Annotated in this window: 20 protein-coding genes; 15 read left to right on the top strand and 5 right to left on the bottom strand. The window is 57.4% G+C overall.

From position 1 onward, the window contains the following. Nucleotides 1-172 precede the first annotated feature (172 nt). The 9 genes from NG653_RS08460 to NG653_RS08420 all read left to right on the top strand — a co-directional run bounded on the left by NG653_RS08460 (nucleotide 173) and on the right by NG653_RS08420 (nucleotide 8,370). Nucleotides 173-1,570, top strand: a complete 1,398-nt coding sequence (locus NG653_RS08460) for an anthranilate synthase component I family protein (protein ID WP_252741261.1) — start codon at nucleotides 173-175, stop codon at nucleotides 1,568-1,570. A 2-nt stretch (nucleotides 1,571-1,572) separates the two neighbouring features. Next, entirely contained in the window at nucleotides 1,573-2,142 is a 570-nt protein-coding gene (locus NG653_RS08455; RefSeq protein WP_252741260.1) for an anthranilate synthase component II, read from the top strand. Continuing rightward, a complete protein-coding gene (gene trpD / locus NG653_RS08450) occupies nucleotides 2,139-3,140 on the top strand; it encodes an anthranilate phosphoribosyltransferase (RefSeq protein ID WP_252741259.1) in 1,002 nt (333 codons plus the stop codon). Before NG653_RS08455 ends, trpD begins: the two co-directional genes overlap by 4 nt. Before the next feature lie 10 nt (nucleotides 3,141-3,150). Continuing rightward, nucleotides 3,151-3,936, top strand: coding sequence for an indole-3-glycerol phosphate synthase TrpC (trpC, locus tag NG653_RS08445; protein ID WP_252741258.1), 786 nt, complete (start codon nucleotides 3,151-3,153; stop codon nucleotides 3,934-3,936). After that, complete coding sequence (locus NG653_RS08440; protein ID WP_252741257.1) at nucleotides 3,933-4,604, top strand: phosphoribosylanthranilate isomerase; 672 nt, start codon at nucleotides 3,933-3,935, stop codon at nucleotides 4,602-4,604. Before trpC ends, NG653_RS08440 begins: the two co-directional genes overlap by 4 nt. Continuing rightward, the gene (gene trpB / locus NG653_RS08435; protein WP_252741256.1) at nucleotides 4,601-5,785 is read left to right on the top strand and encodes a tryptophan synthase subunit beta; all 1,185 of its coding nucleotides are present in this window, start codon (nucleotides 4,601-4,603) and stop codon (nucleotides 5,783-5,785) included. The genes NG653_RS08440 and trpB overlap by 4 nt, the downstream gene beginning before the upstream one ends. Nucleotides 5,786-5,788: 3 nt before the next feature. After that, nucleotides 5,789-6,580, top strand: coding sequence for a tryptophan synthase subunit alpha (trpA, locus tag NG653_RS08430; RefSeq protein ID WP_252741255.1), 792 nt, complete (start codon nucleotides 5,789-5,791; stop codon nucleotides 6,578-6,580). Beyond that, entirely contained in the window at nucleotides 6,577-6,798 is a 222-nt protein-coding gene (locus tag NG653_RS08425) for a hypothetical protein (RefSeq protein WP_252741254.1), read from the top strand. The genes trpA and NG653_RS08425 overlap by 4 nt, the downstream gene beginning before the upstream one ends. A gap of 72 nt (nucleotides 6,799-6,870) precedes the next feature. After that, nucleotides 6,871-8,370, top strand: a complete 1,500-nt coding sequence (locus tag NG653_RS08420; RefSeq protein WP_252741253.1) for a M20/M25/M40 family metallo-hydrolase — start codon at nucleotides 6,871-6,873, stop codon at nucleotides 8,368-8,370. 66 nt (nucleotides 8,371-8,436) lie between these two features. On the opposite strand, the gene NG653_RS08415 is transcribed toward NG653_RS08420, so the two are convergent. Together NG653_RS08415 and NG653_RS08410 are read right to left on the bottom strand one after the other, a co-directional pair. Next, nucleotides 8,437-10,983: a phosphoenolpyruvate carboxylase gene (locus NG653_RS08415; RefSeq protein ID WP_252741252.1), complete on the bottom strand. Its 2,547-nt coding sequence runs from the start codon at nucleotides 10,981-10,983 to the stop codon at nucleotides 8,437-8,439. A gap of 136 nt (nucleotides 10,984-11,119) precedes the next feature. After that, a complete protein-coding gene (locus tag NG653_RS08410; RefSeq protein WP_252741251.1) occupies nucleotides 11,120-11,791 on the bottom strand; it encodes a uracil-DNA glycosylase family protein in 672 nt (223 codons plus the stop codon). Nucleotides 11,792-12,092: 301 nt separating this feature from the next. On the opposite strand from NG653_RS08410, the gene NG653_RS08405 reads away from it, so the two are divergent. Beyond that, nucleotides 12,093-12,221 carry a 30S ribosomal protein THX gene (locus NG653_RS08405; RefSeq protein WP_252741250.1) on the top strand — a complete coding sequence of 43 codons (129 nt, stop codon included), beginning with the start codon at nucleotides 12,093-12,095 and terminating at the stop codon, nucleotides 12,219-12,221. A 53-nt stretch (nucleotides 12,222-12,274) separates the two neighbouring features. Here NG653_RS08405 and yaaA read toward each other — a convergent pair whose 3' ends face one another. The 3 genes from yaaA to NG653_RS08390 all read right to left on the bottom strand — a co-directional run bounded on the left by yaaA (nucleotide 12,275) and on the right by NG653_RS08390 (nucleotide 14,779). Beyond that, complete coding sequence (yaaA, locus tag NG653_RS08400; protein ID WP_252741249.1) at nucleotides 12,275-13,036, bottom strand: peroxide stress protein YaaA; 762 nt, start codon at nucleotides 13,034-13,036, stop codon at nucleotides 12,275-12,277. Between the two features lie 115 nt (nucleotides 13,037-13,151). Continuing rightward, a complete protein-coding gene (locus tag NG653_RS08395) occupies nucleotides 13,152-14,192 on the bottom strand; it encodes an RluA family pseudouridine synthase (protein WP_252741248.1) in 1,041 nt (346 codons plus the stop codon). Then, nucleotides 14,189-14,779 (bottom strand): PASTA domain-containing protein, encoded by a 591-nt coding sequence (locus NG653_RS08390; protein WP_252741247.1) that lies wholly within the window; start codon nucleotides 14,777-14,779, stop codon nucleotides 14,189-14,191. The genes NG653_RS08395 and NG653_RS08390 overlap by 4 nt, the downstream gene beginning before the upstream one ends. Nucleotides 14,780-14,877: 98 nt before the next feature. On the opposite strand from NG653_RS08390, the gene NG653_RS08385 reads away from it, so the two are divergent. The 5 genes from NG653_RS08385 to NG653_RS08365 all read left to right on the top strand — a co-directional run bounded on the left by NG653_RS08385 (nucleotide 14,878) and on the right by NG653_RS08365 (nucleotide 20,531). Beyond that, entirely contained in the window at nucleotides 14,878-15,861 is a 984-nt protein-coding gene (locus NG653_RS08385) for a D-alanine--D-alanine ligase (protein WP_252741292.1), read from the top strand. A gap of 24 nt (nucleotides 15,862-15,885) precedes the next feature. Then, nucleotides 15,886-16,338 (top strand): pantetheine-phosphate adenylyltransferase, encoded by a 453-nt coding sequence (coaD, locus tag NG653_RS08380; protein WP_252741246.1) that lies wholly within the window; start codon nucleotides 15,886-15,888, stop codon nucleotides 16,336-16,338. Nucleotides 16,339-16,491: 153 nt separating this feature from the next. Next, nucleotides 16,492-18,345 carry a PAS domain-containing sensor histidine kinase gene (locus tag NG653_RS08375; protein WP_252741245.1) on the top strand — a complete coding sequence of 618 codons (1,854 nt, stop codon included), beginning with the start codon at nucleotides 16,492-16,494 and terminating at the stop codon, nucleotides 18,343-18,345. Next, the gene (locus NG653_RS08370; RefSeq protein ID WP_252741244.1) at nucleotides 18,332-18,739 is read left to right on the top strand and encodes a response regulator; all 408 of its coding nucleotides are present in this window, start codon (nucleotides 18,332-18,334) and stop codon (nucleotides 18,737-18,739) included. Before NG653_RS08375 ends, NG653_RS08370 begins: the two co-directional genes overlap by 14 nt. 49 nt (nucleotides 18,740-18,788) lie before the next feature. Next, the gene (locus NG653_RS08365; RefSeq protein ID WP_252741243.1) at nucleotides 18,789-20,531 is read left to right on the top strand and encodes a M14 family metallopeptidase; all 1,743 of its coding nucleotides are present in this window, start codon (nucleotides 18,789-18,791) and stop codon (nucleotides 20,529-20,531) included. Nucleotide 20,532 lies beyond the last annotated feature (1 nt).

Genomic DNA, 20,532 nt, shown 5'->3' with positions numbered 1-20,532 from the left:
TGTTGCGCGGAGGTTTTTTCCTTCCTATATTTGGACCGCAATGAATACAACAACCCATACTAGCTGGTGGTGGAATTCAGGACCCCTACGGTCGTGACCTAAGCCCAGTTTGTATCTGATATAAAAGGCTTGTCTGTCACGACAAGCCTTTTCTTATTTAACACCCACAGCCATGAGCTACGCCCTTAGGACCCGATATAAGAAAATCCTGGCCGACACCATCACGCCGGTAAGCGTCTACCTGCGCGTGCGCGACCGGTTCCCTGGCAGCATTTTGCTGGAGAGCAGCGACTACCACGCCAACGACAATTCCTTTTCCTATATCTGCTGCAACCCCATTGCCTCCATCCGAGTGCATTGCGATACCCTTGTGGAAGCCTTTCCCGACGGCCGGTCCGAAACCCGGGCCCTTGGGCCGGGGACCGACCTGGCCATGGAAATCGACCGCTTTGCGGGGAACTTCCGCGTAGAGGACCACGGGTTCAAATTCATCAACAACGGGCTCTTCGGATACCTGTCGTATGATGCCGTACGCTATTTCGAGGACATTGCCATCGGAAAAAAGCCCGGTTCCCCGGAGATCCCGGACCTGATTTATGCAGTCTACCAAAACGTCATCGCCATCGACCACTTCAAAAATGAGGCCTACCTCTTTTCCCACAGCTACGATGGGCTCGATAACCTTACCGAACTGGAGCAGCTGCTTGCGGTGCAGACGTTTGCCACCTACAGGTTCCAAAGGGAGGGAGCCCGGGAGTCTAACCTGGAGGATGCCGATTTCCTCGCCCAGGTGGAACTGGCCAAAAAACACTGCGCCCGGGGGGACGTCTTCCAACTGGTCCTTTCACGGCGGTTTTCACAGCAATTCAGGGGCGACGATTTCAATGTCTACAGGGCCCTTCGGTCGATCAACCCCTCCCCCTACCTGTTCTATTTCGATTACGGGGATTTCAGGATCTTCGGCAGCTCCCCGGAAGCCCAGCTGGTTGTCAAAAAAGGGAAGGCCGAAATCCATCCCATCGCCGGGACCTTCCGGCGCACCGGCAACGATGAGGAAGACGCCGAACTGGCCCGAAGGCTCGCGGCCGACCGGAAAGAAAACAGCGAACACGTCATGCTGGTCGACCTGGCTCGCAATGACCTGAGCCGCAACGGGAACATGGTGCAGGTGGAAACTTTCCGGGAAGTGCAGTACTTCTCCCATGTGATCCACCTGGTCTCCAAAGTTACCGGGCAGGTCAAGGAAGGGGTGCCCACCATGAAAGTGGTGGCCGACACCTTCCCTGCGGGAACCCTGAGCGGGGCCCCGAAGCACCGGGCCATGCAGCTGATCGAACAATACGAAAAAACCAGCCGCAACTATTACGGGGGGGCCATTGGCTTCATGGCGTTTGACGGCGATTTCAACCATGCCATCATGATCAGGACCTTCCTGAGCAAAAACCACCGGCTATTCTACCAGGCCGGTGCCGGCCTGGTAGCCGCCTCGGACCCTGAAGCGGAATTGCAGGAGACCTACAACAAATTGGGGGCCCTTAACAAGGCCCTGGAAATCGCCGAATCCCTCTGATCATGAAAAAGGTCCTGGTCATCGACAATTACGACAGTTTTACGTACAACCTGGTCCACCTTCTGGAGGAACTGGGGGCTGGGGTAACCGTCCGCCGGAATGACCGGATCGGCCTGGAGGAGGTGGCCGGCTTCGACCACCTTGTACTGTCACCCGGCCCGGGAATCCCAGATGAAGCCGGGCTGCTGAAGGAAATCATCAGGAAGTTTGCCCCGGATAAACGGATTTTCGGGGTCTGCCTGGGCCAACAGGCTATCGCCGAGGTCTTCGGTGGGCGCCTGGTGAACCTGCAACAGGTCTACCACGGGGTGGCCACCCAAATCCGGCTCTTAGGGGATGAGGTCCTGTACCGCGGGCTGCCCGAAGAAATCGAGGTGGGTCGTTACCATTCCTGGGTAGTGCATCCCGATCTGCCCCCCTGCCTGGAGGTTACGGCCCGTGACAGGCAAGGGGAGGTCATGTCGCTCCGCCACCGGGATTACAATGTGCATGCCGTGCAGTACCATCCCGAATCAGTACTGACCCCCCAGGGAAAACAAATCCTTTCCAACTGGCTAAACGAAACGGAATGAAAGATATCCTGAACAAACTGATCGGCCACCAGTTGCTCAGCCGGGAAGAGTCCCGGCAGGTCATGATCCGGATGGCTACCGGGAGCTATAACCCCAGCGAGATGGCTGCCTTCCTGACCGTATATATGATGCGCAGCGTGGCCACCGGGGAACTGGAAGGCTTCCGGGATGCCCTCCTGGAGCTCTGCCACGCCGTGGACCTTTCGGAATTCGACCCCATTGACCTTTGCGGGACCGGGGGGGATGGCAAAAACACCTTCAATATTTCCACCCTTGCCTCCTTTGTCTGTGCCGGGGCCGGCGTGCCCGTGGCCAAGCACGGAAATTACGGGGTTTCTTCCGCCTGCGGCAGCAGCAATGTACTGGAGTTCCTGGGAATCCGGTTTTCCGCAGAGGCAGATTTTTTAAAACGCTGCCTCGACCGGGCCGGCATCTGCGTCCTGCACGCCCCCCTTTTCCACCCGGCCATGAAACAGGTGGCCCCGATACGGCGCGAGCTCGGGGTGAAAACCTTCTTCAACATGCTGGGCCCCATGGTGAACCCTGCCTTTCCGAGGCTGCAAATGGTTGGGGTCTTTAACCTGGAACTGGCGCGCATGTACGGATACCTCTACCAGAATACGGACAAGACCTACAGCATCCTCCACGGGCTGGACGGGTACGACGAAATCTCCCTCACCGGGCCTACCAAAGTTTTCGGGAATTCCCTGGAGGCGGTGCTGCACCCGGAGGATTTCGGGCTGCAGGCCCTGGAACCTGCTGCCATTTACGGGGGGGAGAGCGTGGAGGAAGCCGCCCGAATTTTCCTTTCGGTACTCCAGGGCAGGGGGACAGAGGCTCAACAGGCGGTGGTGTGCGCCAACGCAGGCATGGCCATTTCGACCGCCACGGGGTGCCCGGCCAGGGAAGGGGCCGACAGGGCCCGGGAAGCCCTGGCCAGTGGCCGGGCCCTTGCGGCATTCCGGGAGTTGCAAACCCTCAGTACCGACAACCCTTAAAAAACAACCCATGAACATCCTGGAACAAATCATCAGGGACAAAAGGGCAGAGGTGGCGCTCAGGAAGGCAGTGGTCCCGACGGGGCAACTGGAGGCCTGCCGGTTGATGGAGCGCAACCCGCGCTCCCTGGTCGCCTCCCTCGGCCAGAGGCCATCGGGGATTATTGCGGAACACAAGCGGCGTTCGCCTTCCCGGGCGGTGATCAACCAGGGCTGCAGCGTGGAAACCGTGGTAAAAGGGTACGAGCGGGGTGGCGCTGCAGCCATTTCCGTGCTGACGGACGGAAAATATTTCGGGGGGTCCCTCGACGATCTCCTCCTTGCCCGCGCCAGTACCGAGCTTCCGCTGCTGCGCAAGGAATTCATCATCAACCCGTATCAGGTCCTGGAAGCCAGGGCTTATGGGGCAGATGCCATCCTGCTGATCGCGGCGGTCCTCGACCCGGGACAAATCCGGGAACTCTGCGGGGAAGCGCACGCCCTGGGGATGGAAGTACTGCTCGAAGTGCATGACCGGGAAGAGCTCGAGCGATCCCTCGAAGGGGGCGCCGACCTGATCGGGGTGAACAACCGCAACCTGAAGACCTTTGAAGTAAGCCTCGACACCAGCCGGGAGCTGATTTCCCTGATCCCCGCGGAAGTGGGCAGGGTTTCCGAAAGTGGCCTGGGCCACCCGGCCCAGCTTCGGGAATTGCAGCAGCTCGGCTACCAGGGCTTCCTGATGGGGGAATCGTTTATGAAGCAGCCCGACCCCGGGGCTGCTTTGGCTGAATTCGTCAAAACCCTGGAACCGTGAAACTGAAAGTCTGTGGCATGAAACACAACACGGCCCAGGTGGCGGCCCTGGGACCCGACTACCTGGGCTTTATCCTTTGGGAAGGCAGTGCCCGGTATTTCGGGGCGTCCTCCCTGCCACAACTGCCCGAAGGGATCCGGCGCGTTGGGGTTTTTGTGGATGCACCCCCGGCGACCCTCCTGGAGCGGACCGCTGCCCTGGAGCTGGATGCCGTGCAGCTCCATGGGGAAGAATCGCCCGAATATTGCAACACCCTGAAGCTAAGGCTTGGGGAAAAGGAACTGATCAAGGCTTTCGCCCTGGGGCCGGGCTTCGATTTCGCCCCCCTGGAGGCCTACCTGCCCTGCTGCGATTTTTTCCTCTTCGACACCCGGGGTCCCCTGCCCGGGGGCAATGGGGTGGCTTTTGACTGGGGGTTGCTGGAAGCGTATCCCTTTGAAAAGCTTTTTTTCCTGAGCGGGGGTATCGGATTGTCTGACACCGCCAAACTTGGGGAATTCCTGCGGCACCCCGCTGGGCGTTATTGCCATGCCGTGGACGTGAACAGCCGCTTTGAGATCCGGCCCGGGGAGAAGGACCCCGAAACCCTGAGGGCCTTTATGGAAAGTCCTTTTTGGACCTCCGGGCCCGGGGAGGACACAACAACGAAATACAAAAAAAAGCTATGAAAACGTACCAAGTGGATGAAAACGGGTTTTACGGCGCCTTCGGGGGGGCCTTTATCCCTGAAATGCTTTACCCCAATGTGGAGGAACTCAGAAACTGCTATCTGGAGATTATGGCCGATCCCGGTTTTAGTGAGGAATTCCATCACCTGCTCCGCGATTACGTGGGGCGGCCCACCCCCCTTTACTTTGCCGGCAGGCTGTCGGAACGCTTCGGGTGCCGGATTTACCTGAAACGGGAAGATCTCTGCCATACCGGGGCCCATAAGGTGAATAACACCATTGGCCAGATCCTGCTGGCCCGCAGGCTGGGCAAAAAGCGGATCATCGCGGAAACCGGAGCCGGGCAGCACGGGGTGGCCACTGCTACCGTTTGTGCGCTGATGGGCCTGCCCTGCGTGGTCTATATGGGGGAAGTTGACATAGCGCGCCAGGCCCCCAACGTGGCCCGGATGAAACTCCTCGGGGCTGAGGTGCGCCCCGCCCGGTCGGGCAGCCGCACCCTGAAGGATGCCACCAACGAAGCCATCCGCGACTGGATCAACAACCCCGAAGACACCCATTACATCATTGGCTCGGTAGTGGGGCCCCATCCCTACCCCGACATGGTGGCGCGGTTCCAGGCCGTCATTTCGGAAGAAATCGGGGCACAACTGCTTGAAAAGGAAGGCCGGGATGCCCCCGACTACCTGATCGCCTGTGTGGGGGGCGGCAGCAATGCGGCCGGGGCATATTACCACTACCTGGACCGGGAAGAAGTGGGGATTATCGCAGTGGAGGCTGCCGGGAAAGGGGTGCATACCGGGGAAAGCGCGGCCACCTCGGCCCTGGGCCGGGTGGGGATCATCCACGGGAGCAAAACCCTGCTGATGCAGACCGCTGACGGGCAAATCACCGAACCCTATTCGATTTCGGCCGGGCTGGATTATCCGGGAATTGGCCCCATGCACGCCCACCTCTACGCTTCCGGAAGGGGGGAATTCCACTCCATCACCGATGCCGAGGCTATGGAAGCAGGGCGGCGCCTGGCCGCCCTGGAAGGAATCATCCCGGCTATTGAGACCTCCCACGCCTTTGCCGTACTGGAGAAGCGGCCCTTCGGCCCGCAGGACGTGGTGGTGATCAACCTCTCGGGCCGGGGCGACAAGGATTTACAAACCTACATCGACTATTTCAACCTGTAAGCCATGGCAAACCAAACCACTACCCGCGGCACGGACCGGATCAAAGGAGCCCTCGGCAAGGAAGGGCCCCTGCTATCCATTTATTTCACGGCGGGGTATCCGGCCCTGGAAGATACGCTTCCCGTCCTGCGCCGATTACAGGAAAGCGGGGTCGACATGATCGAGATCGGCCTGCCCTTCAGCGACCCCCTGGCCGACGGCCCCACCATACAGGAAAGCTCCACGGCTGCCCTGAAAAATGGCATGACGACCGCCCGCCTTTTTGAACAACTCAAAGGGGTACGCAGGGAAATCCACGTGCCCCTGATCCTGATGGGTTATTTCAACCCCGTGTTGCAGTACGGGGTCGAAGCCTTCTGTAAACAATGTGCCGAAACGGGGATCGACGGGCTGATCCTGCCCGACCTCCCCCTGGAAATCTACCAGCGGGAATACCGCGAAATCCTGGAACGGTACGGGCTGAAAATGATTTTCCTGATCACCCCCCAAACCTCCCAGGCGCGGATCCGGCAAATCGATGACGCCTCGGATGCCTTTATCTACATGGTCAGCAGTGCCAGTACCACCGGGGCCCGGGAAGGTTTTGACCCGGCCCAGCAGGAGTACTTCCGGCGCATTGCGGCCATGGACCTCAAAAACCCCAGGATCGTGGGGTTTGGCATCAGCAACGCCCATACCTTTGGCCAGGCAACCGCCCATGCAAAAGGGGCCATCATCGGTTCGGCCTTCATCAGGGAGCTTTCCGCCCACGGGGTAGCAGCGATCCCATCCTTTATTAAAAAAATCCGCCCATGAAATCCGTAATCGATGACTGGAGGATCGTGATTTTCCTCTGCCTCACCCTGGGGCTGGCCCCCTACTTCCCGGAACCCCACTTATGGGGCAAATTGCGCTGGATCCTGGGCGGGGCCCGGGGCATGGGGGTTATGGACTGGTTCGATGTGGCGTTCCACGGGCTGCCCTGGATCTTGCTGCTGCGCCTGCTGGGGAAGAAGCTCGGGGCCAGCCGTTAAGGGGCAAAGGACATTCCCCCACAGCGGTTTTATGCGGGAAATTCTTTAGCTTTAGCCGACAAAAGCCAGCCCATGCGCAATTTCCTTTTTTTCTTCCTGCTGTTTTCCGGCACCCTGGTCAAAGCCCAGGAGGACGCCATTTTTACCGCCCAGGTGCGCCACACCATTGATGAACTGGTCGAGTTCGTGGCCCTGCCCAACGATGCCCTGGTGTCCTCGGATATTGAGCGAAACCTGCGCTGGCTCACTGCGAAGTTCAGCGAAAGGGGGTTCAATACCTCGGTACTCCCCACCGAGGGCCAACCCCTGTTTTTTGCGGCCCTGCCCCTAAAGGAGGGAAAACCCACCCTGCTGTTCTACATGCACTTCGACGGCCAGTCGGTGGACCCTTCCAAATGGGACCAGCCAGATCCGTACAAGGCAGTCCTGAAGGCCCCGCGGGACGGGCGCTGGGAAACCCTCCCCTTTTCGGCCCTGAACGATTCCATCCCCGCCCACTGGAGGCTTTACGGGCGTTCCACCTCCGACGATAAGGGCCCTATCGTGATGTTCCTCAACACCATCGACCTGCTCCGCAAAACGGGGAAAGAGCTCTCCTACAACATAAAGGTGATCCTTGACGGGGAAGAGGAAAAAAGCAGCAAACCCCTGCCCAAAGCGGTACAGCAATACCGGGAATTGCTGGAGGCCGATTACCTCCTGATTTCCGACGGCCCGGTCCATGTCTCCGGCCTGCCCACCGTGGTGTACGGATGCCGGGGGATTACCAGCATGACCCTGACCACCTACGGGCCCGTAAGGCCCCAGCATAGCGGTCACTACGGGAACTACGCCCCCAACCCCGCCTTCAGGCTGGCCACCCTGCTGGCCAGTATGAAGGACGAAGATGGGAAGGTGGTTATCCCCGGCTATTACGACGGCATTGCCCTTTCAGAGTCGGACCGGGAGGTGCTGCGCGCCGTCCCGGACGACCCGGCAGCGATACATGCCATGCTCCAGATAAGGCAACCAGAGCGGGTGGGGGCCTTCTACCAGGAAGCGCTCCAGTACCCCTCCCTGAACATCCGCGGCCTGGGTTCCGCCTGGATTGGCCCTGAGGCGCGGACCATCGTCCCGGCCACGGCCACGGCCGAACTCGACCTCAGGCTGGTGCCCGAAACCGACGGGACGCGGCTTAAAAACCTGGTGAGAAAACATATCGAGGCACAGGGGTACCGCATCGCGGATTCCATCCCCACCCCGGAAATGCGCGCCGCTTATGATAAGTGGATCACGGTGGAAGAAGGCAGCGTTACCGACGCCTTCCGAACCCCCCTGGACAACCCCTTCGGGCAACACCTGGTACGTACCCTCAACGGCACCTTCGAAACCCCTGTGGTACAGATACGGATCATGGGGGGCACCGTTCCCATCGCCCCATTCATCAATGCCCTGAAGATCCCGGCCTTTATCCTCCCGCTGGTTAACCCCGACAACAACCAGCACAGCCCGAATGAAAACCTGGAACTCGGGCAGGTTGCCTACGGCCTCAATGCCCTTAAGGCCATCCTGACGACCCCCATGGGCGGGTAGTCTCCGGAGGGAGGCCTCAATACTTCAGGCCGGAAATCGGCCCCAACAAAAAATCGGCCAAGGGGCTCAGGCAGAGTTCCGGCTGGCATTGATGTTCCCGTAGAGGGAGCGGGTCACGATTTTTTCGTAGAGTCCGGCAAATTCGCTGCCCCGGGCGATTTTCTGCAGGGCGTATTGCTGGATCACCAGCAGGGGCAGCACGATGTTTTCCCGGATCCGGACCGATTCCCGGGATACGGTTTCGTCTTCCATAAGCACCTTATAGCCCGAGATTTGCAACAGCATCTTCCGCGACAGGAGGTATTCCCTGTAGAGGATCTTCCAAAAATCCCCGAATTCCGGGTCATCCTTCATATAACTGGTCAGTTCAAAATAACTCTTGGCGAGCGACATCATGCTGTTCAGCATCAGGGTTTTGAAAAAAGGCACTTCCCGGTACATCCGTTTCAGGTCGGAGAGGCGGCCCTGTTTGGCCAGGGCTTCAAGGGCCGTGCCGATGCCGAAATACCCGGGGACATTCTGCTTGAGCTGGCTCCAGGACCCCACAAAGGAAATGGCCCGCAGGTCGGAAAGCTCCAGCTTTGCCTTGGTACCCCGTTTGCCGGGCCGGCTTCCGATATTGGCCTTCTGGTAGAATTTCAGGGTACTGCGATGCTCGAGGTAGGGGATGAACTTGTCGTGCCGTTTCAGGGCGTCGTATTTCTCAAAGCTGATTTGCGAAAGTTGTTCCATCAGGTCGCGGTAGGATGACGAAATATCATTTTCCTTCCCGAAAATGGTATTGGAAAGACCGGCCGTAAGCAATTGCTCGCTATTGTGCATGAATTGCTCGCGGGTCCCATAGGTACTTGTGATGGTCTGCCCCTGTATCGTGAGCTGGATCTCGTGATTCGCTATAGACCGGGTATGGGAGGCATAGAACCGGTGGGTCTTGCCGCCCCCGCGCGCAGGGGGGCCGCCCCGCCCGTCAAAGAAAATCGCCCGGATTTTATTTTTCCGGCACACCCTGGAGAGCGCCTCTTTGGTTTTGAAAATAGACCAGTTTGCCTTCAGGTAGCCGCCATCCTTGGTGCCGTCGGAAAAGCCCAGCATCATGGTTTGCTCCCCGCCCCTTCCCTGCAGGTGGGCCCGGTATTCCGGCAGGTCGAAAAGGGCCTGCATGATGGCTTCGGCCCGTTCCATCCCCTTCATCGTTTCAAAGAGCGGGATGATGTCAAAGGGAATTGCGTCCCCCGGCCAGCCGCACCACCGGAAAAGGCCGTAGACAAACAATACGGAGTACACATCTTCGGAATTGCTGATGATATAACGGTTACAGCCGTCCTCTCCGTTTTTGGCCTGCAGTTCCCCCAGTTGGGCAATGTTGACCAGGGTATCCCGCACCACAGGGTCGTCATACTCGCCTGGCACCGCCCGGAGATCGCCCCGTAACAGGAGCCCGGTAAGGGCCTCGGGGGCCAGTTCGTCAAGGGATTCCTGTACCTTCCCGTGGCGCCTTAGGATGTCCTCCACCGTTTTTTTGTGCACCCGGTGGTCCTGACGGATATCGAGGGTGGCAAAATGTGTCCTGAACAGGCGCACCTGGTCGGTAAACCGGTCCAGTTCCCTTAAGTACAGGCCATGGTACTGTTCCACCAGGGTCTTCCGCATCTCGAGCAGGGGGGAGAGGATTTCCTCATAGGCGAGGGTTTTGCGCTTATCGAACATGGCGACATAGAGCTTATCCATCAACTGCTGCAACGGGCCCTGGACCCCCCGGAAAGAAAGTTTTCGGTGCAGGGCTTTCAGGTCGTTGTAGTAGCACTTCATCAGGGTGGTCCGCAGCTCGTCGGCCACATCGCGGGTGATGTCGGCCGTGACATAGGGGTTCCCGTCCCGGTCGCCCCCGGGCCAGAACCCCAGCTTGATAATGTCCGGGTTGTTATAGGCTTCATTCCCGATGCTTCCCCGGATGTGCTCATACAAATCGCCAACGGCGTGGTAATAGACATGCCGGAGCATATGGATGATGTTCCGGGCCTCGTCCAGGGGGGTGGGTTTGGTGCGGTTGATCAGGGAAGTCAGGCCCAGTTGCTGCAGGGCGAGGTCGATCTGGTCGATCTTATTCTCCAGGATCAGCGTCCGGAGTTCGGCGATGATATCCAGCACGGCCGGGGTGTAAAACTGGGTCGGGTGGGCCGTCAGGACGATGCGCGCGCTGAAGGTGTCGAGTTTTTTGGAAACCTTGTCCCAGCGGTTGTTCTTTCGTGCGATCTGGAAATAATCGCGGATCGAGAGGGAATCGGTATGCAGGTGCAGCCGGGGGAAGGCTGCATCTTCCACGCTGTCGTAAAGCACCACCTGGCGTTCCACGTACTGGATGATGCGGAACATCAGGTCGATCTGCTCCTTTTCCGTCCCGGCCTGGGTGAAATCGGCAAAAAAGGCGTCGAGGATCTCCTTCGGGTTCCGGCCCGATTTCAGGCCCCGGTCGGCCTTTTGGAACAACAGGGGGATCAGGATCCCCACATTCTCGCCCTCCGTATAGGGGAGACTCAAAAACAGGCTGTTGTAGACGTTGAACTTGTTGCGTACCGATCTTTGGAATTCCTTTAGTCGTTCGACCTGGCTCATAGGTGGTTGATGATTATGTTGGTCTTGTGGGGCAAGCCCCAAAACTTCCCCTAAGTTCAGGAATATCGCCGTCTCTGGGAAGCGATGCAGCGGGTTTAACAAATTAAGGCGCACACGGGCAAAAAACCAACAGCCTTCACCGGAAAAACTGCCTGTACTGCTCTACCCTGAAATCCATGACCGTATGGCCCGGGTCTTTTTCTTTGCGGGCTTTGTATTCAGGCAGGCTGCCTACGGCGCGATTCGCGGAACCGGACGGGGCCGTAAGGGAAACCGTGGTGATTTCCCGCAGCGTTCCCCTTTCACACGGCAAATAGAACCGGTGGATCCGGGGAACCTCATGGGATACAGGCTCGAGCTTCAGCCCTTCAGTGCGCAAAAGTCTTCGGAACAGGTATTCCGGCCCGTTTTTACTGTTCCCCCCCGTAAAAAGGAGGGTCTCCACCCTGGGGTACTTCCGGAGCAGGCCCGGAAGGTCGCGCAACTCGATTTGTTGCATCCCAAGGTCTGAGGCGTCCACCCGCTGCCGCGTTGCGCGCTCCACCACGTCGCAGATGCCAATCTTTTGTTCCCGGAGGAATTGCCTCCGCTGGGCAATGGCCTCCTGCGTGGTTTCATACACCAGGCCCAACCCGAAAATGCGGTCCAGGATGGGCCAGAGCAGCCCGTCGCGGCTGCCGTAGCAAAAATCCACATCGCCCGGCCTGAGCAGCCCCTGGCTAAAGCGGGGCGGTGGGAGCGTGCCGACAATAAGGCGGGTGGCCTTTGGGAAAATAAAGGGCGGGTAAGGGTGCTGATGGATGAACATGGGAGGGCAGAACTTGCCCGTAAAAATAGCATTTTCCGGGTGCCCGCCAGGCCGGGGGAAACCTCCCGGTGCTCAAAAAAGGGGAAATCCCCCAAAATCCCCGGCGTAAAATTATGCGATATCCCCGCACCGTAAAATCAGGATTAAAAAAGCCTGGCATCCCTTTCGCGCCCCCATCCCCGCGGTCCAAACAGGTAGGTCAGCAATACCCCCCGGGGGCAAATGCCCATTTCACCTGGAACCCTAACCCCTGGGCATCCCTGATTTTTTTTGTACCTTAAGGGGTCAAAACCATCAGATAATGGGCAAAGGAGACAAAAAAAGCAAGAGGGGAAAAATTGCCAATAAATCCTATGGAGTGAGGCGTCCCCGCAAAATCAGGAAAAGGACCCCTGTTGAGGAAAAAATAAATATTAAGGGAAAAAGCTGACCCGCTTCCCGGGGAAGGGTACCCCCGGGCGCTGGCAGACGGTTCATGCTTTGTTACCGGATGAAAACCGGCTGGTTGGCCTTTACGGTGTGCTCGCGGCTGTACTGGTATCCATCGGCATCAAAGGCTTTTAACTCTTCGAGGTTCCTTACCCCGTGGTCGAGGATATACCGCACCATGGCCCCCCGGGCCTTCTTCGCATAAAAACTGATGACCTTCAGCGTATCGCGGCTCCAATCCTTGAATACCGGGGTGATTACGGGTACTTTGAGTTTTTTTTCATCCAATACGCTGAAATACTCGTTGCTGGCCAGGTTTACGAACAACTCCCCTTCATCCAGTTCCGAGTTAAGCTGGTCGGTCAGCGTTTGCCCCCAGAACTCGTAAAGGTTTTTCTTTTTGCCCACGGCAAGCCGGGTACCCATTTCCAGGCGGTAGGGCTGTATCAGGTCCAGGGGCCTGAGCAGGCCATAAAGGCCCGACAGGATGCGCAGGGAATCTTGCAGGGGATCCCACTGGGCTTCTTCCAGGGTATAGGCGTCCAGGCCCTGGTAGACGTCCCCGTTAAAGGCAAATACCGCTGGCCGTGCATTTTCGGGGGTAAAGGGAGTGGAAAATTCCTGGTTGCGTTCCCAGTTCAGTTCGGCCAGCTGGCTGGAAATGCCCATGAGTTCGGAAAGGGCCGCAGGTTTCTTTCGGGCCAGTACTTTGTTGAGGGTAGCCGCCTTGTCGAGGAAAAGGGGCTGGGAATAGCGCGCTGTGGGCAGGGGGCTTTCGAAATCCAGGGATTTGGCCGGGGAAATGACGATTTTCATGGGGAGATGCTTCCGATTTGGTTTTCCTACCTCAAAAATACAATGCTTCGGCCTTTTATCCCACCCAGGGCGAAAAGTCTTTCCAATTGCTGTATCGATACCGCTTATTGCTGCATCATTCCTCCGCCTGGTGCTGGGTGTAATGTCGCCATTTTTCGATGCACGCGGCCATATCTTCCGGGATGGCTGCCTCAAAAAAGAGGCGTTCCCCGGTCGCCGGGTGGGTAAAGCCCAGGGTCCGGGCATGCAGGGCCTGTCGGGGCAGGATTTTAAAGGCATTTTCCACGAACTGCCTATACTTGGTGAAGGTGGTCCCTTTCAGGATACGGTCTCCCCCGTAGCGCTCATCATTGAACAGCGGGTGGCCGATGTATTTCATATGGACCCGGATCTGGTGGGTACGGCCAGTCTCGAGGCGACAGGAAACCAGGGTAACATACCGGAAGCGCTCCAGGACCCGGTAATGCGTCCTGGCGGGTTTGCCCTGTTCCCCTTCCGGAAAAACCTGCATTTGGAGCCGGTTTTTGGGGTTGCGGCCGATTGCCCCCTCTATAGTGCCCTCTTCGGCCTCCGGGTTGCCCCAAACCAGGGCAAGGTATTCGCGTTCGGTGGTCCGGTCGAAAAACTGCCGGGCCAGGTGCACCATGGCCTGTTCGGTCTTGGCGATGACCAGCAGGCCGGAGGTGTCTTTGTCGATGCGGTGTACCAGCCCGGGGCGGTTATCGGAATTCATCGGCATTTGACCCAGGTGGTTGGCCAGGGCATTGATCAGGGTGCCTGTGTAATTTCCATGGCCGGGGTGCACGACCATGCCGGGGGGTTTGTCGACTACCAGGAGGCTGTCGTCTTCATAAACGATATTCAGGGGGATGTCTTCCGGCTGGATCAGGTGTTCGTAGGGAGGGTGCTCAAAAAGGACCCGAATGGTGTCGCCGGGTTTTACCCGGTAATTTTGCCTAACGACCTGGTCATTTACGCGGATGTTGCCGTCCCGGGCAGCCTTTTGTATTTTGTTCCGGGTGGCATTGCGCACAAGGTTCATCAGGAATTTATCGATCCTGAGGGGCTTTTGCCCTGAATCGGCCGTAAAGCTGTAATGCTCAAATAATTCCTCCTCTTCAAAGGGGTCTTCCCTCCCCTGTTCTTCTTCCATCATTCTTCCGACTGGGCTTTGATGCGGGCCTCTTCAGGCACCGTCCCGTTCCCGCAAACCAGTTCGATGAGGGAAGTCCTGGGAATCCGGTCTCCCGGATTGATAAACTTGCCCTGGTAGCGGATCCGGTAGACCATATCCTTTCCCAGTTCATCCACATAGGTTACCCTACCCACTTCAAGGCCCACGGCCCGAAGCATGGACGTCGCGTTGCGTCGGGTCACCTGTATGATTTCAGGTACCGTAACCTTTTTATAGCCAGAAGGATTCACCGTTACATAGACCTTGCGGTTGGGCTTGACCTGGCTCAGGGCCGGGGGGTCCTGTTCGGTGATCGAAAACCTGGGGAAATCCGGGTTGTAATTGGCAGAGTCCACCACCTGGTACCGCAATCCGGCCTTCTCGAGCAGCCCGCGGGCCTCGGTAACCGAACGGCGGGACAGGTCGGGCACCTGGACGAAATCCCCATGGTGCGTGGAGCCTTTCAACCATTGCATCAGCCCGAAAACGAGCAGGGCCGTGACCCCAAGGGCCAGGCCCACCTGTATCAGGAAAACCCTGGAACCCAAAAATCTGAGGAAGTTTCGCATACCTGCTTCAATATACGGGCAAATATAGGAAACGGACTTCTTTTTTAGTTACTTTGGGGCGTTTATCGCCCCTTTTTGAAGCCCGGGGAGGCCATATGATGAGAAAAAAAATCGCCATCGTCATGGGGGGGTATTCCAGTGAATACCCTATCTCGATTAAAAGCGGAAACGCTGTCTACAATTCCCTCGACCGAAACCACTATGAGCCCTACCGGGTGGTTATAGAACCCGGGAAATGGGTCGTACTCGGGGAAAACGGGCAGGAGTACCCGGTAGACCGACATGACTTCTCGGCAAGGCCAGACGGGCAGCACCTGCATTTCGACTGTGTTTTCAATGCCATCCACGGGACCCCCGGGGAAGACGGCCTCCTCGCCGCCTATTTTGAGCTGCTGGGCATCCCGTTTACCTCATGCGGGTCTTACCAGGCCGCCCTCACCTTCAACAAGCGCGACCTGTTGAGCGTGCTCAAGCCCCGGGGGGTGCATTGTGCGACCTCGTACCTGCTGGACCGGGGACAGGAAATCAGGCCACAGGAGATCTTCGCGCGGGTGGGCCTCCCCTGTTTTGTCAAAGCCAACCGGGCGGGGAGCAGTTTCGGGGTGACCCTGGTCAAAAACCCCGATGGCCTGGACCAGGCCCTGGAGGCCGCTTTTCGCGAAGATGATGAAGTCCTCATCGAATCAGCCCTGAAGGGGACCGAAGTTTCGGTAGGGGTGATCCGCCTCGGAGGTGAAGTAAAGGTTTTGCCCATTACAGAAATCGTCCCCGATAATGAATTTTTCGATTATGAGGCGAAATACCTGGGCAAATCGCAGGAAATCACACCGGCCAGGCTGGATCCGCGAACCCGGGAAACCGTGGAAAAAACCGCGCGCTTTATCTATGAAACCCTGAAAATGAAAGGGTTTAGCAGGAGTGAATTCATCCTGGTGGAGGGCGTCCCCCATTTCCTGGAAATGAACACCACCCCGGGCCTCACGGAAGCCAGCATCCTGCCCCAACAGGCGCAGGCCGCAGGGATTTCCCTGCAGGAGCTCTTTGGGGGCGCCATCGGGGATGCTTTGGATAAAAAACCCTAATTTAGGGGCAAAGCTATCGCACAGATGAAACGGGCCATCTTCCCCGGGTCCTTCGACCCCATCACCTTAGGGCATTACGATATCATCCAGAGGGGGATATCCCTTTTCGACGAATTGATTATCGCCATTGGGGAAAATGCCGACAAAAAATACATGTTCCCCCTGGAGCAGCGGATGCAATTCATTACAGAGGCGTTCCGGGGGGAGTCCCGCATACGCGTGGCAACCTACCAGGGACTGACCGTGGACTTTTGCCGCGAGGTGGGGGCCGAGTTTATCCTGAGGGGCCTGCGAAACCCGGCCGACTTCGAATTCGAGAAAGCGATTGCCCACACAAACCGGAAACTATCGGAGATCGAAACGGTATTCCTGCTTACCTCTTCCGGAAAATCGTTTATAAGTTCTTCCATCGTCCGAGATGTGATTCGCAACGGGGGCGACTACACCTGCCTGGTCCCGGACACCGTGCGCTTTTAGCACCACGTATTTGTAGGTTTTTTCTTATTTATTGTATAATTTTGATCCTACAACAGATCAAATCGGGGTACTCACCCACACATTCCGGACATACACAACATTCCTTCTTCGCTGATGCCTTTTTCCGATACTTTGGTAGGAAAATACATCATAATGCGCCAGCAGACCGACCTAAACCTACAGGGATACCTGATCAAACAACTCCCGGTTCCAACCGCTTTTCTGGACCGGGAGCTTCGGGTGGTACTGGCCTCGGATTCCTGGGTCAGCACCTTCGGCTGGTCCCGTGCCGAAGTGATCGGGAGGACATTCCGGCAGTTGTTTCCCGACGCACCCAAAGCCCTTGTGCGTGAACTGAGGGATTGCCTTTCCGGGAGTCCCGGGGCACGGGAAATAGTACGCCACGAGCCCGGCCCTGCGAAGGATACCTGCCTGGAATGGCACGGGTACCCATGGTTCGACCGGCATGAGAACATCGCCGGGGTGATCCTGCAAACCCGGGAAGCCACCAGGGAAGTCCGCATGGAACTGGAATACGAAAAAATGAAGCAATTGCTGGAGGTCACCTCTGAAGTATCCCGGATTGGAAGCTGGGAATACCTGACCCGGGAGGACTACCTGCACTGGAGCCCCATGACCCGGAAAATCCACGACGTGGGGGATGATTTCACCCCTAGCTTACAGGACGCAATCAACTTCTACAAAGAGGGATACTCGCGCAATGCCATTTCGATGGCGGTTTACCGGGCTATGGAAACCGGGCAGCCCTGGAGGGAAAAACTGCAGTTGATTACCGCTGCCGGGAAGGAAATCTGGGTAATTGCCGCCGGCAAAGCCCTTTTCCGGGAAGGCACATGCATCGGCCTGATCGGAACCTTCCAGGATGTGACCGAAGCCACCCTGGCTGAGATGAAGATACGGGAAAGTGAACTGTTGCTGAGCACGCTGGTCGACAACCTACCCCTAAATGTGTATATCAAGGATCTGGAGTCGCGCAAGGTGCTGGTAAACAAAGCAGAGTGCCAGTTCCTGGGGGCCCGGACAGCCGCGGAGCTCATAGGAAAATCGGATTTCGACCTCTACGAACGGGAAGTTGCGGAAACTTCGCGCGAAGAAGACCTATATGTCATGAACAACCGGGCTTCCCTGATCGGGAAGGAAACGGTATCCGTCCGTCCTGACGGGACCATGGCCACCCTGCTGACCTCCAAGATCCCCCTGATCGACCATGACAACAAAGTATATGGCCTGATGGGTATTGGGATGGATATCTCCCACCTGAAGGAGAAAGAGGATGAACTGAGGCGCCTGATCGATATCACTTCAAGGCAAAACAAAAAACTGGTGGATTTTGCCCACATCGTTTCCCACAACCTGCGATCCCATACAGCCAACTTTTCCATGCTGCTCGATTTCCTGGTCGGGGAAACCGATGCCTCGGAGAAGGCTAAAATCACAGAAATGCTGCAACAGGCCTCCTCCCGCCTGCAGGAAACCCTGGAGAACCTCAATACGGTGGTCGCCATCAACACCAATCACATCCACTCCCGCAAAAAGCGGGTATCCCTTGGGGGGAAAGTGGACGAAGTGGAGAAAAAACTGGCTGGGTTCCTCAACCGGAACCAGGCCCTGCTGATCCGGGAAATCCCGGAAAACACCACGGTAAAGGTGGTGCCGCAGTACCTGGAAAGCATCCTTACCCACCTGGTGTCCAATGCGGTGAAATATCGCCATCCCGACCGGGACCCGGTTATCCGAATGACCTGTGAAAGGCTTCCGGGCTACCAGGTCCTGAATATCGAAGACAACGGCCTCGGCATGGACCTCGAGAAATACGGGGACAAACTTTTCGGCATGCACAAAACCTTCCATGAACACCCCGATGCCCGGGGGCTCGGCCTGTTCCTCACCAAAAACCAGATGGAGGCCATGAACGGGAAAATACGGGTCATGAGTCGGGAAGGGAAAGGATCCACCTTTAAGATTTACTTTCATGAAGAAGATTGATACCATTGCGATAATTGACGACGATCCGATAACCGTCTATGGGATCCGGAAGATGCTGGGGCTGATGGACCTGGGGAGCCAGATCCTCACTTATGAAAATGGAAAACAGGCCCTGGAAGGCCTCAAACAACGGTTCCTGGAGGGCCAGGCACAGCCTGAAATCATTTTCCTGGACCTGAACATGCCCATCATGGATGGATGGCAATTCCTGGAAGCCTTCCTCGCACTTCCCCTCAGGGAAACGGTACGCATCAACATCGTCACCTCCTCGATTGACCCGAAGGACCTGAACCTGTTTCAGGAATTTAAACAAAAAACCCGCCACCTGATTGATTTCCGGCACAAACCCATCCGCCGCTGCGACCTTGAAGAAATAACCCACCCTGCTGGATAACCGATTATTCGGTACCTTTGGAGGGTAAAACGGAAAGCTGCCGGATGCGATGAAGATTCAATTGGCCCTCTTGCTGTCAGCCCTGGTACTGTTTGGCTGCACCAAAACACCTGAAGATCGGAAGGAAGAGGTAAAAACCCCCTATGAAGAAGGGAACGGCCTGGCCACGGCCACCTATGAAAACCTGATGGAATTCTACCGGAAACTCGCCCGGGAATTCCCGGAAATCCACCTGCAAACCCTTGGGGAAACCGACAGCGGCCTGCCCCTGCACCTGGTGACCTTCAATGCAGAGCGGAATTTCAATTTCCAGCGGCTGGGTAAAGACAAGGTGGTTGTGCTGGTGCTCAATGGGATCCACCCAGGGGAACCCGATGGAATCGACGCCACCGCAATGCTGCTCCGGGACCTGGCGGCCGGGGTGGTCAGGGCCCCCGAAAACCTCGTCCTCGCCGCAATCCCCGTATACAATATCGGAGGTGCCCTGAACCGCAACGGCACCACGAGGGCAAACCAGAACGGCCCCGAATCCTATGGGTTCCGGGGGAATGCCCGCAATTACGACCTGAACCGGGATTTTATCAAAATGGATACCCGAAACGCCAGGTCCTTTGCAGAAATCTTCCGCATGGTACGGCCCCATGTATTCCTCGACACCCATGTCAGCAATGGGGCAGATTATGCCTATACCCTGACCCACCTGTTCACCCAGCACAACAAGCTGGGCGGAAAGGCAGGGGAGTTCCTCGAGGGAGTACTCCGCCCACAGCTCGAAGCATCGCTTCGGGAAAAAGGGTGGGAGACTACCCCCTATGTCAACGTGTTTAACCGGCCCCCTGACGGAGGGTTCACCCAGTTCATGGATGCCCCCCGGTATTCCACTGGCTATGCTGCCTTGTGGAATACCCCGGGCCTTATGGTAGAAACCCATATGCTCAAGCCTTACGCCCAGAGGGTTGAAGGCACCTACCACCTGATGCTGAGCCTGATGGAAGGCGCCTCGGCCCATGCGGAGGTGCTTGAAGAATTGAGGGAAGGGTTGGGGGAAGGCTACCCCCCGGCATCCTGGTACCCCCTGGCCTGGACCGTGGATTCCACCCGATATGAAACCCTCGATTTCAAGGGGTTCCGGGCAGATACCCTGCAAAGTACCGTTACCGGCTTACCCCGGCTGAAATACCAGCAGGACACCCCGGTTTCCCTGCAGGTCCGTTATTTCAACCACTTTAAGCCTACAGACTCGGTGCGGGTGCCCACCGCCTACCTCCTTCCGGCGGCCTGGAGCCAGGTCAGGGAACGCCTGGACCGGAACGGGATCCGCTACGAGCCCCTACCCAAGGATACCACCCTGGAGGTCACCGTATACCGCATCGACGACTACCAAACCTTCCAGCAACCCTATGAAGGACATTACCCGCATTACAATACCCGGGTAACCCCCAGCGTGAAAACGGTCCGTTTCCGGGCAGGGGACCTGCTGATCCCAACCGCCCAGCCGGGGGTGCGGTACCTCCTGGAAACCCTTGAACCGGCAGGGGTGGATTCCTTTTTCAACTGGAATTTCTTCGATACGGTTTTGCAGCGCAAGGAGGGGTTTTCCCCATACGTATTTGAAGAAATTGCCGCAAAATTGCTCGAATCTGACAGTAGCCTTGCCCGGCTTTTCCTCGAGAAAAAGGCAGCCGAGCCCGATTTTGCCTCCAGCGCCTACCGGCAGCTGACCTGGCTCTACGAACGAAGCCCGAATTCCGAGGGGGCATACTTAACCTATCCGGTCTGCCGGCTGGAATAAG

Source organism: Robiginitalea marina, assembly GCF_024006985.1.
Taxonomy (GTDB): domain Bacteria; phylum Bacteroidota; class Bacteroidia; order Flavobacteriales; family Flavobacteriaceae; genus Robiginitalea; species Robiginitalea marina.
The sequence above is the reverse complement of the archived record's forward strand: the minus strand, read 5'-3'. Positions and strand labels throughout refer to the sequence as shown.